16 protein-coding genes are annotated in these 14,636 nt (G+C 65.6%); 8 read left to right on the forward strand and 8 right to left on the reverse strand.

Annotated features, from left to right (window positions below; all coding sequences use genetic code 11):
• Positions 1-117: 117 nt before the first annotated feature.
• Positions 118-1,011, forward strand: a complete 894-nt coding sequence (locus tag C1M53_RS08090) for a LysR family transcriptional regulator (protein ID WP_129416074.1) — start codon at positions 118-120, stop codon at positions 1,009-1,011.
• Positions 1,012-1,076: 65 nt separating this feature from the next.
• Here the strand turns inward: C1M53_RS08090 and C1M53_RS08095 are convergent, their stop codons facing one another.
• Positions 1,077-1,328, reverse strand: a complete 252-nt coding sequence (locus C1M53_RS08095; RefSeq protein ID WP_129411776.1) for a hypothetical protein — start codon at positions 1,326-1,328, stop codon at positions 1,077-1,079.
• Between the two features lie 155 nt (positions 1,329-1,483).
• Between C1M53_RS08095 and C1M53_RS08100 the strand changes: the two genes are divergently transcribed.
• Entirely contained in the window at positions 1,484-2,491 is a 1,008-nt protein-coding gene (locus C1M53_RS08100) for a serine hydrolase (protein ID WP_129411777.1), read from the forward strand.
• A gap of 131 nt (positions 2,492-2,622) precedes the next feature.
• Here the strand turns inward: C1M53_RS08100 and C1M53_RS08105 are convergent, their stop codons facing one another.
• On the reverse strand, positions 2,623-2,985 hold the full coding sequence (locus C1M53_RS08105; protein ID WP_129411778.1) for a helix-turn-helix domain-containing protein: 363 nt from the start codon (positions 2,983-2,985) through the stop codon (positions 2,623-2,625).
• A 124-nt stretch (positions 2,986-3,109) separates the two neighbouring features.
• Between C1M53_RS08105 and C1M53_RS08110 the strand changes: the two genes are divergently transcribed.
• From C1M53_RS08110 to C1M53_RS08125, 4 genes are all read left to right on the forward strand, one after another.
• The gene (locus C1M53_RS08110; RefSeq protein ID WP_129411779.1) at positions 3,110-3,991 is read left to right on the forward strand and encodes an alpha/beta hydrolase; all 882 of its coding nucleotides are present in this window, start codon (positions 3,110-3,112) and stop codon (positions 3,989-3,991) included.
• Between the two features lie 166 nt (positions 3,992-4,157).
• Complete coding sequence (locus C1M53_RS08115; RefSeq protein ID WP_129411780.1) at positions 4,158-4,526, forward strand: DUF2147 domain-containing protein; 369 nt, start codon at positions 4,158-4,160, stop codon at positions 4,524-4,526.
• 4 nt (positions 4,527-4,530) lie between these two features.
• A complete protein-coding gene (locus C1M53_RS08120; RefSeq protein WP_129411781.1) occupies positions 4,531-5,958 on the forward strand; it encodes a deoxyribodipyrimidine photo-lyase in 1,428 nt (475 codons plus the stop codon).
• A gap of 102 nt (positions 5,959-6,060) precedes the next feature.
• The gene (locus tag C1M53_RS08125) at positions 6,061-6,462 is read left to right on the forward strand and encodes a DUF2177 family protein (RefSeq protein WP_129411782.1); all 402 of its coding nucleotides are present in this window, start codon (positions 6,061-6,063) and stop codon (positions 6,460-6,462) included.
• A 6-nt stretch (positions 6,463-6,468) separates the two neighbouring features.
• On the opposite strand, the gene C1M53_RS08130 is transcribed toward C1M53_RS08125, so the two are convergent.
• The 4 genes from C1M53_RS08130 to C1M53_RS08145 form a co-directional block, all read right to left on the reverse strand.
• Positions 6,469-7,500, reverse strand: coding sequence for a cyclopropane-fatty-acyl-phospholipid synthase family protein (locus C1M53_RS08130; protein WP_129411783.1), 1,032 nt, complete (start codon positions 7,498-7,500; stop codon positions 6,469-6,471).
• A complete protein-coding gene (locus C1M53_RS08135) occupies positions 7,491-8,354 on the reverse strand; it encodes a DUF1295 domain-containing protein (protein WP_129411784.1) in 864 nt (287 codons plus the stop codon). Before C1M53_RS08135 ends, C1M53_RS08130 begins: the two co-directional genes overlap by 10 nt.
• Before the next feature lie 195 nt (positions 8,355-8,549).
• Positions 8,550-9,173 (reverse strand): ChrR family anti-sigma-E factor, encoded by a 624-nt coding sequence (locus tag C1M53_RS08140; RefSeq protein WP_129411785.1) that lies wholly within the window; start codon positions 9,171-9,173, stop codon positions 8,550-8,552.
• Complete coding sequence (locus C1M53_RS08145; protein ID WP_129411786.1) at positions 9,170-9,721, reverse strand: sigma-70 family RNA polymerase sigma factor; 552 nt, start codon at positions 9,719-9,721, stop codon at positions 9,170-9,172. Before C1M53_RS08145 ends, C1M53_RS08140 begins: the two co-directional genes overlap by 4 nt.
• Positions 9,722-9,976: 255 nt before the next feature.
• Here C1M53_RS08145 and C1M53_RS08150 point away from each other — a divergent pair, with 255 nt between their 5' ends.
• Together C1M53_RS08150 and C1M53_RS08155 are read left to right on the forward strand one after the other, a co-directional pair.
• Positions 9,977-11,323 (forward strand): FAD-dependent oxidoreductase, encoded by a 1,347-nt coding sequence (locus tag C1M53_RS08150; RefSeq protein ID WP_129411787.1) that lies wholly within the window; start codon positions 9,977-9,979, stop codon positions 11,321-11,323.
• Complete coding sequence (locus C1M53_RS08155; protein ID WP_129411788.1) at positions 11,320-12,090, forward strand: DUF1365 domain-containing protein; 771 nt, start codon at positions 11,320-11,322, stop codon at positions 12,088-12,090. The genes C1M53_RS08150 and C1M53_RS08155 overlap by 4 nt, the downstream gene beginning before the upstream one ends.
• Before the next feature lie 220 nt (positions 12,091-12,310).
• Here C1M53_RS08155 and C1M53_RS08160 read toward each other — a convergent pair whose 3' ends face one another.
• Together C1M53_RS08160 and C1M53_RS08165 are read right to left on the reverse strand one after the other, a co-directional pair.
• Positions 12,311-14,011 carry a phospholipase D-like domain-containing protein gene (locus tag C1M53_RS08160; RefSeq protein WP_129411789.1) on the reverse strand — a complete coding sequence of 567 codons (1,701 nt, stop codon included), beginning with the start codon at positions 14,009-14,011 and terminating at the stop codon, positions 12,311-12,313.
• A 233-nt stretch (positions 14,012-14,244) separates the two neighbouring features.
• The gene (locus C1M53_RS08165) at positions 14,245-14,571 is read right to left on the reverse strand and encodes a PRC-barrel domain-containing protein (RefSeq protein ID WP_129411790.1); all 327 of its coding nucleotides are present in this window, start codon (positions 14,569-14,571) and stop codon (positions 14,245-14,247) included.
• Between the last annotated feature and the right edge of the window lie 65 nt (positions 14,572-14,636).

A 14,636-nucleotide genomic window follows, 5' to 3' on the forward strand; every position in this document is an offset into this window, starting at 1 on the left:
CAGGAGATAGCGATCGCAACGTTCGGGATAATCGTCCTTCTCCCGCCATCACTATTCGGATATTCTGAACAATCATGGACGGCTCCCATGAGCCGCTTTGCGAGGTCTCGACGCCAGATGGATCGCCTCGAGCAGATGCGCCTGTTCGTGCAGGTGGTGGAACGGCGCAGCTTCACGGCAGCGGCGGCGGATCTCGGCCTGCCGCGCTCCACCGCCACAGAGGCCCTGAAAAGCCTGGAAACCAATCTCGGCACCCGCCTGCTGGAACGGACGACGCGGCATGTGGCACCGACACCGGACGGGGAGGATTATTACCGGCGCTGCCTGGACATCCTCGCCCGGCTCGACGAGGCCGAAAGCGACCTGCGCGGCGGCCAGCCGCGCGGGCAGCTGCGGGTGGATGCGCCCGGCCTGTTGACCCACACCTTCCTTCTGCCGCGCTTGCCGGAGTTCCTGGCGCGCTATCCGCTGATCGACCTGCATCTGGGACAAGGCGACCGGCTGGTCGACCTGGTGCGGGAAGGCATCCATTGCGCGATCCGGGCAGGCGAGCCGGCGAGCAGCGGCATGATCCTGCGGCGGCTGGGCACGATCGAGGAGATCACCTGCGCGAGCCCGGCCTATCTGGCACAGCACGGCACGCCGCGAAGTCCGGACGACCTCGACGGGCATAGCATGGCGGGCTTCGTGTCGTCGCGCACCGGCGAGGTGATGCCGCTGGAGTTCACGGTCGAGGGCAGCGTGCGCAAGATCGTGCTGCCCAGCCGCGTGACGAGCAACAATTCCGATACGGCGGCGGGCCTGGCGCGGCTCGGCCTCGGCCTGATCCAGGCGCCGCGCTATCGCTTCACGCAGGATCTGTCGAGCGGCGCGCTGGTCGAGGTCCTCAAGGCAACGCCGCCGCCGCCGACGCCGCTGTCGGCGCTCTACCCGCAGAACCGGCAGGTCGCGCCACGCCTGCGGGTTTTCCTGGACTGGGTAGCGGAGGTGTTCCGGCAGGCCGCGCTTTAGGCCGCTGAAGCGGCAAGGCGGTAATATCACCGTGGGTGGCGGGTGCTTCCCAAAGACCCTCAAGGTCAGCGCGGGGGCCAGGGATCATAGTTTCTTTTGTCGATCAGGTCGTAAGTGACGATGCCGCGCTGCCGGCACCATTGCGAGGCCGTGGTTTCCGCCTCGGCCGTGGCAGCTTCGGTGCGGTCCGGGTTCCGGGCAACAATCCAGCCCGAACCTTCTGTCTCCTGTCCGAGGGCGTCGAAGACAGTGACCTTGTAAAGCATCTGCTCACCGACGCGCAGGATCTCAAGTTCAAGAGACAGGGATTCGGCCACTCGTTCCCCCGAAGCTGTAACGCGATGCGCAAGAACAGATAGTTCAATTCACCAACGTAGTCGCGAGGATTCCCGACGCGACAAGCCGCAGTTGCGCGCGGTCAAAAATTTACCGGATTGTCCAAAGCAAATCCGGTCCCGATTGGAGCATGCGCATGCGACTTCCCGGCTGGATGTTCACCTTTGTCGTTGTCCTGTTCATGCACGGCGTGGCCGCTGCGGAGCCATGGCCGACGGCGGACCCGAAAGCCAGCGGCTGGTCGATGCAGGGGCTTCAGGCGGTCGAGGAGGCTTCGAAGGCGCTGAAGCCGGCGGCCTTCCTGATCGTGCGGGACGGCAAGACGGTTGCCAGCTGGGGCGATGTGAGCGCCAAGATCAACGTCGCCTCGGTGCGCAAGAGCCTGCTCAGCGCACTCTACGGCATCGCGGTTTCAGAAGGGCGCATCGACCTTACGAAAAGCCTGGCCAGTCTCGGGATCGACGACAAGGCGCCCGGCCTGACCGACATCGAGAAGACGGCGACGGTGCGCGACCTCCTGACGGCGCGCTCGGGCATCTACCATCCGGCGGCGCATGAAACCAAGGACATGAAACGCAAGCGGCCGGAGCGCGGCAGCCACGCGCCGGGGTCGTTCTGGTTCTACAACAACTGGGATTTCAACGCGCTGGGCTCGATCTATCGCAAGCTGACCGGCGAGGACATCTTCCAGAGCTTCGAGACGCAGATCGCCCGGCCGATCGGCATGGAAGACTATGTGCCCGGCGACGGTCACTATGTGACCGAGGCTTCCTCCGAACATCCGGCCTATCCGTTCAGCCTCAGTGCCCGCGATGCCGCCCGCTTCGGCCAGCTCTACCTCAATGGCGGGACATGGGCCGGCAAGCAGATCGTGCCCGCCGCCTGGGTGAAAGACTCGACGACGGCCTACTCATGGACGAAGCGCGGGCGGCAGGGCTACGGCTACATGTGGTGGGTGCTACCGGCCGAACAGTGGGGGCCGGGTGCAGCCTATGCCGCCGGCTTCGGTGGCCAGATCATCGCCTATGTGCCGGCCAGGAAACTGGTGGTGGTGCAGATGGTGGATCTGAAGCAGACGCCCAAGGGCATCAAGACCAGCGATTTCATGAAGCTGCTGAAGCAGATCGCGGACGCGGCGCCCTAGGCGGACAAACCCGTCGCATCTCTATGCGGCGGCCCGCCACCCCTCGACTGTCCACGCTGCCCCTCACCCGCCTGCCGGCACCCTCTCCCCGTGAACGGGGAGAGGAAGGCTCCCATCGACGATCCCGCGCGTCACAGACTCCTGCCGTCATAGGCTTCCTGGGCCAGCTCGATCTCGTGCAGGTGGCCAATCGCCCAGTCGAAGGCAGCGCCGAGCGGGACCTGCAGCGTGCGGCCGAGATCGGTGATCGAATATTCGACCGACACCGGCGAGGTCGGGAACACCCTGCGCGCGATCAACCCGTTGCGTTCCAGGCGCCGCAATGCCTGCGTCAGCGCCTTGTGGGTGATGCCTTCCAGCCTGCGCCTGAACTCGTTGAAGCGGGTCGGCTTTTCGATCAGCACGGTGAGGATCATCACCGACCATTTGTTGGCGACCTGATCGAAAAAGGAGCGCGCCGCGCAGTCGGCAAAAAACACCGGATCAACCGCCATGGCGATAGCCTCCCGTATATCTACGCACCAGAAAGTGCATTCTTGATCCTAGATATACGTTGGATATCTAGGATGCAACTTGCGGCGCGACCTTGCGGGCGCAAGCCTTGCAAAGAGGATTTCCATGAACCAGTTCGATCTCTCGCGGCGCGGCCTGCTGAAACTCGCAGGTGCCGCCGCCGTCGTGGCCGCGGCCCCTGCCTCTGCCCGGGCCACCGGCGCTGCCGCGACGGCGAAGCTTTTCTACACCGAGGCCGGCAAAGGCCGGAACCTGATGCTGCTGCATGGCTGGACCTGCGATTCCCACGACTGGAGCTTCCAGCTGCCGGTGCTCGAAAGCCGCTACCGCGTCGTCGCCCCCGACCTGCGCGGGCATGGCCGCTCCGAAGTGATGCCGCAGGGCGCCTATACGCCCGACGACTACGCCAGCGACATCGAGGCACTGATCTCGACCCGCTATCCCGGCCAGACATTCATCGTCGCCGGGCACTCGATGGGCGGCCAGATCGCCGCCCGCCTGGCCGCGAAAAGGCCCGACCTGGTCAGCGCCGTCATCTCCGTCGACGGGGCACTGGGTTTTGACGGCGACGCGGCGAAGCTGTTCGACAAAGCCACGGAGACGCTGAGAACAACAGCAGATCCGGCCGCCACGGCGTCCGCACTGTTCAGGCTGGCCTATGATGCCACGACCGATCCGGCCCTGAAACGCTGGCATGCACGGCGCGCGCAGGGCACGCCGGCCCATGTCGTGCGCGAATCCTGGGCGCCACTGTTTACCGACGCCGGCCAGGTGGGCACCAGGGAGCCAAGCGCAGACTTCTGCAAGAGGCTGACCGTGCCTGTCTACCACCTGTGCCTCGATCCCGCGCAGGCCAAACGCATGCGGCCATGGTTCGGCAACGCCAAATCGAAAGTGGACGTATGGGCGAATGCCGGACACTGGATCATGCAGGACCGCAGGGATGACGTGAACGCCGCGCTGACCAGCTGGATCGATGCACTGTAACGGCATGGGGCGAGCTTCCATCGAAATCGCGGCAACGGGCGAACCGGTTGCCGAAAAGGCTTCCGGCAGTTTTTGTCAGGTTTCCGCGATTTCGGGTGATCCGGCGGCGCGCTCCCGACGTACCCCCTTTGCTTTGCGAGAACCGGGGCTTGCGAGGGGGATGGACATGCGCGCACTTGTCGTATCGACCTTGGCGTTGGCCATGGCTTGCGGAACGGCCACGGCCGACGGGATCGAGGGCAAATGGAAGCGAGGCGACGGCAACGCGCTGGTGCGCATAGCACCCTGCGGCGACAAAGTCTGTGCCACCAATCTGTGGATCGGCGACACCAGCAAGGGCGAGGCAGCCGGCGACCGGCTGGTGATGTCGCTGACGCCGGACGCGGCAGGCAGCTTCTCGGGCACGGCCTACGATGCCAAACGCAAGCTGAACTATTCGATCGTGCTGACGCCGCGAAAGGGTGGCCTGATCACCCGCGGCTGTTTCGTCGGCAAACTGATCTGCAAGGACGTGTCATGGACCGCGGCCAGATGACCTCATGACCGGCAGTCCCATCATCGTGCTATTCCGCAACGACCTGCGGATTTCGGACAACAAGGCGCTTGCCGCCGCCGCTGACACCGGCAGGCCGGTCATCCCGCTGTTCATCCTCGACGAAACGGGTGCGGATGCAAGGCCGGCGGGCGGCGCCAGCCGCTGGTGGCTGCATCACTCGCTGGCCGCGCTCGGCAAGGCGATCGAGACGCTCGGCAACCGGCTGCTGCTGCGGGCCGGCGCAACCGACAGCATCGTGGCGGACACCATCAAGGCGAGCGGCGCCGACACGATTTTCTGGAACCGCCGCTATCATCCGGCCGGAATGGCAGTCGACGCGGCGCTGAAGAGCCGCCTGCGCACCGACGCCCTGCAGGCGGAGAGCTTCGACGGTTTCCTGCTGCATGAACCGTCGCGCGTGGCCACGCAATCGGGCGATTTCTACAAGGTGTTCACGCCCTTCCACAAAAGGCTGCTGGCGGACGGCGAGCCGCGCGACCCGGTCGACGCGCCGAAGCATCTCGCCCGTTGCGGCACGACGCTGGCCTCCGAACCGCTCGACGCGCTCGGACTGCTGCCGACGCCGGACTGGGCTGGCGGGCTGGCCGAGCGCTGGCAGCCCGGCGAGGACGGCGCGCTGCAGCGGCTGGAGACGTTCCTGGACGAACGCCTGGCCAGCTACGCAGAAGGGCGCGACAGGCCAGCCGAAGACGCCACCTCCGGCCTGTCGCCGCATCTCGCGCATGGCGAGATCACACCGTTCCGGATCATGGCCGCGTTGCGGCGCAGACGGGGTCGCGGCGCCGAGAGCTTCGCCAGGGAACTGGCCTGGCGCGAATTCTGCTACCACCTGCTCTTTCATCGCCAGGCATTGCACCGCGAGAACTTCCGTCCGGAATTCGACGCCTTCACATGGCGCAGCACACCGGCGGCGCTGCAGGCCTGGCAGCGCGGACGGACCGGCTATCCGATCGTCGACGCCGGCATGCGCGAGCTGTGGCAGACCGGCTATATGCACAATCGCGTGCGCATGATCGCCGCCTCCTTCCTGATCAAGGACCTGCTGATCGACTGGCGCGACGGCGAGGCATGGTTCTGGGACACGCTGGTCGATGCCGATGCCGCCAACAACCCCGCCAGCTGGCAATGGGTGGCCGGGTCGGGCGCCGATGCCGCGCCCTATTTCCGCATCTTCAACCCCGTGCTGCAGGGCGAGAAATTCGACCCGCAGGGCGACTATGTGCGGCGCTGGGTGCCGGAACTGGTAAAACTGCCCGACCGCTTCGTCCACCGTCCCTGGGAGGCGCCGGCATCGGTGCTGCGCGACAGCGGCGTCGATCTCGGCGAGGATTATGCGCACCCGATCGTCGACCACGCGCAGGCAAGGGAGCGGGCGATGGCGGCCTATCGGGCGACGCGCGGCGATGACTGATCCAATCGCGCGGCCGGCGCGTATCTTCTGCACATGCGCCGATGTGCACCGAGGCAACGCCACAGCCGTCGGAAAATGCGCCAGCCACCGGGAGACGACGCCGTGACCTACATCGTTGCCTACATCGCCTCGCTGATCGTGTTCGGCGCACTCGACGCCATCTGGCTGACCACCATGACCAGCCGGATCTACCGGCCGGTGCTGGGCGATATCCTGCTGAGCGACTTGCGGATCGCGCCGGCCCTCGCCTTCTACCTGCTCTATCCCGTCGGCCTCGTCGTCTTCGCCGCCATGCCGGCGCTGCGCTCAGGATCGGCTGGAACCGCGCTTGCCCATGGCGCGCTGTTCGGCCTGATCGCCTACGCCACCTACGACCTCACCAACTATGCGACGCTGCGCAGCTGGACGTTGCAGATCACGCTGATCGACCTCGCCTATGGAACGGCCGTCGCGGGCCTGACCGCGCTGGCCGCCTACCAGGCGGCACGCTGGGTTGCGGGGTGAGGCTGTTCAACCGCGCGTCGGCGCCAGCCGGTAATGGCTGACACCCCAGGCCGTGCCGTCGGCATGGCCGAACAGGCCTGAGGTGGCGAGGAAGAACAGCCGCCAGCGACGATGCCAGAGGGCGGCTTCCCTGCCGTAGACCTCGCGCAGGATCGCGTCGATCTCGCCAGAGCGGGCATCGAAATTGGCGAGCCAGGCATCGGCCGTGTGGCGATAGTGCTCGCCGCTCCAGCGCCATTCCTGCTCCACGGTGAAGCTCTCGGGAAAAGCGCGCATCAGGCCATGGCTCGGCATGAGGCCGCCGGTGAAGAAGTACCTGGCGATCCAGTCGGCAGGGTTGTCGCTGTCGAAGCGATAGGGTGCAACCGCATGGCTGAAGACATGAACGAAGGCGCGCCCGTCCGGCACAAGCCAGCCCTTCATCCGCGCCAGCAGCAGCCGCCAGTTCGCCATATGCTCGAACATCTCGACCGAGACGATACGGTCGAACCTGCCGACAGTGGCAAAATCGTTCATGTCGGCGGTGACGACCGTCAGGTTGCCCAGGCCGCGCCTGGCAGCCTCGGCCTCGATGAAGGCGCGCTGCGAATGCGAATTGGACACGGAGGTGATGCGGGCATTCCTGAAGCGCTCGGCCATCCACAGCGACAGCGAACCCCAGCCGCAGCCGAGCTCGAGGATCGCCTGCCCGTCGCCAAGGCCGGCATGTTCGGCCGTGCGTCTCAGCGCCATTTCCTCGGCTTCGGCGAGCGTGGTTTCGGAAGAGGCAAACAGGCAGCACGAATATTTGCGGCGCGGCCCGAGGACCAGGCCGAAGAAGCGCTCGGGGAGCTCGTAGTGCTGCGCATTCGCATCGGCAGTGTGGATGGCGACGGGGTAGGCCGACATAGCATCGGCGAACTCGCGCTCGATGCCCTCCGCCGAGAGGCCGAGGCGACGGTCGGTGCGGGCGACCAGCAGGCCGATGGCGCTCCTCAGCACGGGATCCGGCCATGGAAACGCTTCGCCCAGTTGCACGGTGCGGTCGATCAGTCCCATGAAGTCACCCGTGTTTTCACGCCCGGAGGCAAGGGGAAGAAGGTGCTGATGCGCCGCTGATAGGCACGATAGGCGTCGCCGCGCGTGGCCAGCATGTGTTCTTCCAGCGGCGGCACGCCGGACACATAGGCGAGCAGCCAGTACATGCAGAGGGGAGCGGCGAGTGCCGCCCAACCCGATTGCCATGCCCCGATGGCCAGCAGCGGATAGGCAAGCCAGCCGAGCCATTCGAAGAAATAGTTGGGATGGCGCGACCAGCGCCACAGACCAACCTCGCAAACCTTCCTGTTGTGACTGTCTGGCCTGTTGTGACTGTCTGGGCCGCGATTGGCCGGATCGGCGGCGAAGCGGCGCAGTTGCGCGTCGGCCGTCGCCTCGCCGACGATCGCGATCGCCATGATCACGACCGCGAGCCAGTCCTGGAGGCGCAGCGTGGGCTCCGGATTGGCGGCGGCCAGCACCATGGCGAGGCCGAGCGGGATGCTGACCAGGGCCTGCTTCTGCAGCAGCAGGAACATCTGCTGCGGCGCATCCGCGCCCCAGCCCTCCAGCAGCCTGGCATAGCGCGGATCATCGGTGATGCCGCGCGTTCGCCGGGCGATGTGCAGGCCGAGCCGCAGCGCCCACAGGCAGGCGAACGCCGCGACCATGAAGCGGCGTGATGCCAGTGCGCCCGAACCGGTGGGTGGCAGGATGGCGCCGGCCAGCCCGACGAAGCCGACGCTGAAGGTCCACACCGTATCGACCCAGCCGGAATTCCTCGTCCGGCGCCACGCCAGCCAGGCCAGCGTCATGCTGGCGGCCAGCGCCAGTGCGACGATGATGAGTGTGGTCAGGAACATCGCGACGGTCATCGGCACGGCGCTCCGGAATGGGCCGGTGTGCAGGCGGGGGCTGCCGGCGTCTCAAACGTCTCGCCAGGGTTCTGCGGCGTTCCGGAATGGATCCCCGACACTCTTCGCTTCGCTACGAGGTCGAGGATGACGGGAATGAGGGCGCGCCGGCTCATCTTCGACGATTTCGATCCATCGCCCGCCATATCACCTCCCTCACAGCCGGATCAGCGGCTGCAGCAGGCGGCCGAGGCGGCTCTGCAGGCGGATGTTGCCCTGCAGGGCGACGATGCAGATGCAGGGCTCGCCTTCGCAGACGGTGGGCTTGTGCTCCATCGTCTCGTCGGCCTCGTCGAAGTCACCGGGTCCATAGCGGCCGAAGGCATGTTCGAAGGCGCCTTCCAGCACGCAGGTCCATTCGTAGCCGGCGTGCTTGTGATGCGGCAGCCTGGTACCGGGCGCGGCCTTCAGCATGAAGACCTTGATGCCGTCGACCTCTGGAACGGACACCGAGCGCTGGCGAACGCCCGGCCCGACCCAGCGCCAGGGACCCAGTTCATAGTCGTCGAGCGGGTCGGCCTGCGCGGTGTCGGCCGGCAGGATGCGTTCGTTCTCGATGAGGCGCAGCGCAACCTCCAGCGCATCGGCCTTCATCGCCACCGCCGGGGCCTGTTCCAGCAAGGCACCGCCAATGGCCTCGAAGCGCGCCACCTCTTCGCGGCAGGCCGGGCAGCGGGCAAGATGCATGGAGACGATCAGCGCGCGTGCCTGGTCGAGCGTACCGGCTGCATACAGGGCGAGCGTCTCTTCGCTCGGGTGATGGGTGATGTGGTCGTTCATTGCAGTTCACCAAGCCGGTCGCGCAGGCGCTGCAGGGCAAGCCTGATGCGCGACTTCACTGTGCCAAGCGGAATGCCGAGCAGTTCCGCGATCTCGGAATGCGCGAGCCCGTCGAAGAACGACAGCCGGATGACCCGGATCTGTTCTTCCGGCAGCGTCGCCATAGTCGAGCGGACAAGACCTTCACGCTCGGCGATCAGCAGATGCTGCTCGGGCTCATTCAGGTCTTCCTCGTCCGGCTCGTCCTGTTCCTCCAGCCAGACGGCGGCGCGACCCTCGCGCCGGATGATGTCGACGCTGACATTGCGGGCAATGGCATAGACCCAGGCCGATGCACTGGCGCGGGCGGGATCGAACTGACCCGCCTTGCGCCACAGCCTGAGCAGCGTTTCCTGGGCAAGATCTTCCGCCCGATCCGCGCTCGCGCCCCGGCGCATCATCATCGCCTTCACGCGCGGGGCGTAAAATTCGAACATCGCCGCGAAGGCCGCCCGGTCCTGGGTTGCCGCGATGCGCGTGATCAGCCGGGCTGGATCGAATTCCACCATCACATCGCAGTATAGGTCCAAGCGTGCTGCGGCTGGCAAGAGATCACCACAAAGCTGCTTCCTGTCGACTTTCCAACCGGATTACGCACGGCCGTGCGATTTGGATCACCCAAGCGCTTCCGCAAAAACAAAGAATTGGAGCGTTTCCGCGTTTCCGCGAAAAACGGAAACGCTGCAGCCGTGATCCGAATGCGCCCGCGACACGTATCTAGTTGCGACGGTCGCATCCTCGGCCGCCGCAGGCAGGGGTGGAGCATGCAGCAGGCAAGAAAACGCATCGCCGTGATCGGCGCGGGCATCTCCGGCCTTTCGGCGGCCTGGCTGCTGGGGCAAGAGCACGAGGTCGTGCTCTATGAACGTGAGAAGCGGCTCGGCGGCCATTCCAACACGGTGATGGTGGAAGGCGCGCCGGAGGCGGTGCCGGTCGATACCGGCTTCATCGTCTACAATGAAACGACCTATCCCAACCTGACGGCACTGTTTTCGCATCTCGGTGTGGCGACCAAGGCCTCTGACATGTCGTTTGCGGTGTCGCGCGACGCCGGCCGGCTGGAATATTCCGGCACTGGCCTCGGCGGCCTGTTCGCGCAGAAGCGCAATGTCGCCAACCCGCGCTTCTGGTCGATGCTGCGCGACCTGGTGCGCTTCTACCGCTCGGCCGCCGCCGATCTCGCCGACCTGCCGGCCTCGCACACGCTGGGCGACTATCTGCAGCGCGGCGGCTATGGCGCGGCGTTCCGCGACGACCACCTGCTGCCGATGGCAGGTGCGATCTGGTCGGCACCCTGCTCGGCCATCCTCGGCTATCCGGCCTGCGCCTTCATCTGCTTCTTCCACAATCACGGCCTGCTGATGCTGAACGGGCGGCCGCAATGGCGCACGGTGGACGGCGGCAGCATCGCCTATGTGCGCAAGCTGGCGGATGCGTTCAGCGGCAGCATCCGGCTGGGCGCCGACATTGCCGCGATCACCCGGCACGGCGACCATGTCACCATCGCCGAGCGACACGGCCACAGCGAGCGCTTCGACGCGGTGCTGATCGCCACCCATGCCGATCAGGCGCTCGCGCTGCTGGCCGACCCTTCGCCGGAAGAACGCGCCCTGCTTGGCGCCTTCCGCTACAGCCGCAACGAGGCGGTGCTGCACACCGACACCAGCGCCATGCCGCGCCGGCGCGCGGTGTGGTCGAGCTGGAACCATGTCGACGGCAGTGCCGGCGACGATGCCGCCAGCGTGACCTACTGGATGAACCGATTGCAGGGTTTCGAGACAGCACAACCAGTGCTGGTGACGCTGAACCCACGCCAGCCGCTGGACGAGGCGAGGGTGTTGCGCCGCGAGACCTATCATCACCCGGTGTTCGACCGCGCCGCGATCGAGGCGCAGAAGCGGCTGTGGACGTTGCAGGGTCAGCGCGGAACCTGGTTCTGCGGCGCGCATTTCGGCTCCGGCTTCCACGAGGACGGGCTGCAGTCGGGCCTGGCCGCCGCCGAGGCACTGGGCGGGGTGGCGCGGCCCTGGAGCGTGGCAGGACAATCGTCCCGCATCACGCTACCGGACAACTGGCCGGCGATGCAGCAACCACGGGAGATCGCGGCGTGAGCGGATCGCGGCTCTATTTCGGCACCGTGTCGCACCGCCGGCTGCGGCCGCGCCCGCACACGCTGCAATACCGGCTGTTCTGGATGCTGCTCGACCTCGACGAACTGGCCAGCCTGGCGGCGCGCAGCGCACTGTTCTCGCATAACCGCCGCAACCTGCTGAGCTTCCACGACAGCGACCATGGCGACGGCTCGGGCGCGCCGCTGCGCCCGCAGGTGGAGCGTATCCTCGCCGACCACCGCATCGCCTTCGACGGCGGCGCCATCCGCCTGTTCTGCATGCCGCGCGTGCTCGGCTACGGCTTCAACCCGATCAGCGTCTATTTCTGCCATCACCGGGACGGCGATCTCGCGGCGATCGTCTACGAGGTGCACAACACCTTCGGCGAGCGGCACAGCTATGTGTTCGACGCGCAGGACGGCAAGCAGCCCGGCGCGCATGGCTGCGACAAGCGCTTCCATGTCTCGCCATTCATGGACATGGGCATGCACTATGAATTCCGAACCCTTCTGCCGGCTGAGCGTTTCGCGCTGGCCATCCGCGGCGCCGACCAGGACGGCACGCTGATCCACGCTTCGCTGGCCGGCACCGCCGCGCCGTTCGACAGCGCCGGCCTGATGCGCGGGCTGCTGCTTTATCCGCTGCTGACGCTCAAGGTGATGGCGGCGATCCATTGGCACGCGCTGCGCCTGTGGCTGAAAGGCATCCGCATCCGCCACAAGCCGGAGCCGCCGCAGGAGCCGACGACGCCGGTGCAGGCGTCATGAGGGTCGACGCCATTTGCGTTTTGATCCGAACCGGGACTTGCCTCGCACAGGACAGGCGGGCGCGTTCGCCGCGATCCGGTGACAGGCTCGTCGTGAACCGACTTCACTCTCGGCTGACGGGCAGCAGCGCCTAGAGGTGAAGTCATATCCCATCCAGCCAGGCGATCCACGCGCCCAGATGACACGCAGACAGGCGAGGCCCTCGACGACCCGATGAGGCTCAGGCGAACATTTCGCGCCGGCGAGACTGATAGGACCCCGGCTGGAAGTGCTTGCCGACCCAGGAATCGTCTGTGCTGAGGAAGCGGTTGCTGTCGACGGCCGCCGCCGTGTTGCGGTTCGCCGCGCCACGATAGAGGAAGTGGCGGTAGAGCCGGTCGAATTCGGTCAGGTAGATGTCCGCGACGCGGCTGTCGCCGCGAACGAGCAGCATGTTCTCGTCATTGCTGGACAGCGACGGCGCCGAGAAATTGGCCGAGCCCGCAAACACCAGCGGGTCATCGCCGAGCGGATCGATAAGGATGAATTTCTGGTGCACGTAAAAGATGTTGCCGCGCGCCCTGTAGTGTTTCTCGACCAGCCAGTTTTCCAGATCCAGCGCGTTCTTGTCAGTGCGTTTCTTGCGGCCGAGCAGCGAGCCGATGGCAAACCAGATGTTGGGATCGACCGCGCGAAAACCGGGCACGACATTGTCTTCGTCTTTTTCCATCAGCACGAAACGCAGCTGATCCTGCGGCAGCAGCAGCTGTTCGTGCATGGTGTTGGTTGCCGGGTTCATGCCGAAGGCGGCCGTGAAGAACCATGGCTTTTTGCGCTCGACCGCGCGCTGGCCATACCATTTCAGCATTTTGGCGCCGACACGCGGGCTGAAGATGACGGTGGTGCCGAGCGGCAGGCTGGCGCCCGGGTTCGGCGAATGTTCGCTGGTCCATGCCTTGAAGTCGTCCGGCACAGGGTCCGTCGACAGCATCTCCCAATAGGCGAGGAAGCTGGCAGCGACAGTCTTGTCGCGCACCAGATGCCCGGTGTTGGCCTGGCCGATGAAGCCCGATTGCGAAAAATTGGTCGAACCGGTCCAGACCGATATTGCCTCGTCGTCACGGACCTTCACAATGAACTTGTTATGCGGGATGGAGGCGCGCTTCGTGCGCTCGATGAGTGTGCCCGGCATGAAATCGGCCCATGGCTCGGCAAGCGCTTCCTTGTTGGATGCCGTTGCCTCGGTGTCGACGACCACGCCTTTCTTTTTCATCGTGCCGGCTTCGTAGACGATCTTGACATCGACCCCGCGCTTCTGTGCCCCGCGCAGGAGCTCGATCACCGGCCTGTAGTGGAATTCGTAGGCGCCGACGCGCAGCAGATCGCCGGGCCGGGCGTCGTCGACAAAACGCCGCAAGGCTTCAAAAAGGCCGCGCGACAGCCAGGCGGTCTGCGGATGATCCGGATTGTCCGGCTCCGGCGGACGCAGCGTGGTGCCGAACCTGTTCATATAGGCCTGCGAGGCGATGGCGCCGCGATTGAAGTAGACGGCGTGATCGCCATCGTCCTCCTCTTCGGTTCGCACCTGCAGCTCGAGCGGATCGCCGAGCTTGCGGCCCGCGAAGGGCCCGTACATTGGATAGATCGTATAGGTGTAGCGCCGGCCCTCGTCGGCGATGTAGTCGCCCCAGAGGAAGCTCTGCATGGGGTGCAGATTGGTCGGGTAGACCTCTCCCTTCCTGGGGTCTGGTTCAACCGCTTCGAACACCTTCGAAGCCTTGAGCCAGATGCCGTCACCCGGCACGCCCGCCTCCGCCCGGTGAATGGCGAAGCCGAGCAGGTCCTTCCTGGCGGCGGGAGTGGCATCGAAACCGAACATCACGACATCGGTGCCAGCGATCACATGCACCGAAATGCCATTGCGGTTTGCCCTAGCACGCATCGCATCGTTCCCCCGACGTTGCACACGCTCTATTTCCTATATTGATACAACCACTTTATGACGCAAGTGATTCCGCATCTATTCTGCCAGATTGTCTTTCGGCAGAAGCTTAAGCGGCGGCATCATGCAGCAATACGGGACGAAGGTGAGCTCAGGGCTGCTTTAGACGCCGCCGGCCAAATTCTTCCGACGTGCAGGGTAGCAACCGCCCCCGCAAGGGACGGCTTTCGTGGTCAGGATGCCGGCCAGGGCGTGCCGCCATCCGGCTCGTGGTGTTCGGGCATCTGCTTCAGCTGGTCTTCGGTGAACGCGGTGACGGCATGAACCTCGCCGTCTTCGTCGCGCATCAGATCGAGCTGGCTGGCCCGCAGCGCCACCGGCTTGGTGCCGATGCCGAGGAAGCCGCCGACATCGACGATGACCTCGCTTTCGCGACCGGCGCCATGGACATGGGAGATGGCGCCGAGATTGGCATCGTCCAGGCCGTAGACCGTGACGCCGGCCAGGGTGGCGGAGTTGATTTCAGCCGCGGTGAGACGGACATGATTGGTGTGGTCCATGGTTGTCTCCTTTCGGACGTTGTCCTTTTCAGGTTCAGACAACCCCAACCGTTGGACCGATCGTG

Source organism: Mesorhizobium sp. Pch-S, from assembly GCF_004136315.1.
GTDB lineage: Bacteria > Pseudomonadota > Alphaproteobacteria > Rhizobiales > Rhizobiaceae > Mesorhizobium.

Excerpts from the sequence above, each read along its gene's own strand:
- C1M53_RS08150 (WP_129411787.1), top strand. The coding sequence starts at position 9,977 with ATGCAGCAGGCAAGAAAACGCATCGCCGTGATCGGCGCGGGCATCTCC.
- C1M53_RS08130 (WP_129411783.1), bottom strand. The coding sequence starts at position 7,500 with ATGGGACTGATCGACCGCACCGTGCAACTGGGCGAAGCGTTTCCATGG.
- C1M53_RS08100 (WP_129411777.1), top strand. The coding sequence starts at position 1,484 with ATGCGACTTCCCGGCTGGATGTTCACCTTTGTCGTTGTCCTGTTCATG.
- C1M53_RS08165 (WP_129411790.1), bottom strand. The coding sequence starts at position 14,571 with ATGGACCACACCAATCATGTCCGTCTCACCGCGGCTGAAATCAACTCC.
- C1M53_RS08110 (WP_129411779.1), top strand. The coding sequence starts at position 3,110 with ATGAACCAGTTCGATCTCTCGCGGCGCGGCCTGCTGAAACTCGCAGGT.
- C1M53_RS08105 (WP_129411778.1), bottom strand. The coding sequence starts at position 2,985 with ATGGCGGTTGATCCGGTGTTTTTTGCCGACTGCGCGGCGCGCTCCTTT.
- C1M53_RS08145 (WP_129411786.1), bottom strand. The coding sequence starts at position 9,721 with ATGGTGGAATTCGATCCAGCCCGGCTGATCACGCGCATCGCGGCAACC.
- C1M53_RS08160 (WP_129411789.1), bottom strand. The coding sequence starts at position 14,011 with ATGCGTGCTAGGGCAAACCGCAATGGCATTTCGGTGCATGTGATCGCT.
- C1M53_RS08135 (WP_129411784.1), bottom strand. The coding sequence starts at position 8,354 with ATGACCGTCGCGATGTTCCTGACCACACTCATCATCGTCGCACTGGCG.
- C1M53_RS08140 (WP_129411785.1), bottom strand. The coding sequence starts at position 9,173 with ATGAACGACCACATCACCCATCACCCGAGCGAAGAGACGCTCGCCCTG.
- C1M53_RS08090 (WP_129416074.1), top strand. The coding sequence starts at position 118 with ATGGATCGCCTCGAGCAGATGCGCCTGTTCGTGCAGGTGGTGGAACGG.
- C1M53_RS08115 (WP_129411780.1), top strand. The coding sequence starts at position 4,158 with ATGCGCGCACTTGTCGTATCGACCTTGGCGTTGGCCATGGCTTGCGGA.
- C1M53_RS08120 (WP_129411781.1), top strand. The coding sequence starts at position 4,531 with ATGACCGGCAGTCCCATCATCGTGCTATTCCGCAACGACCTGCGGATT.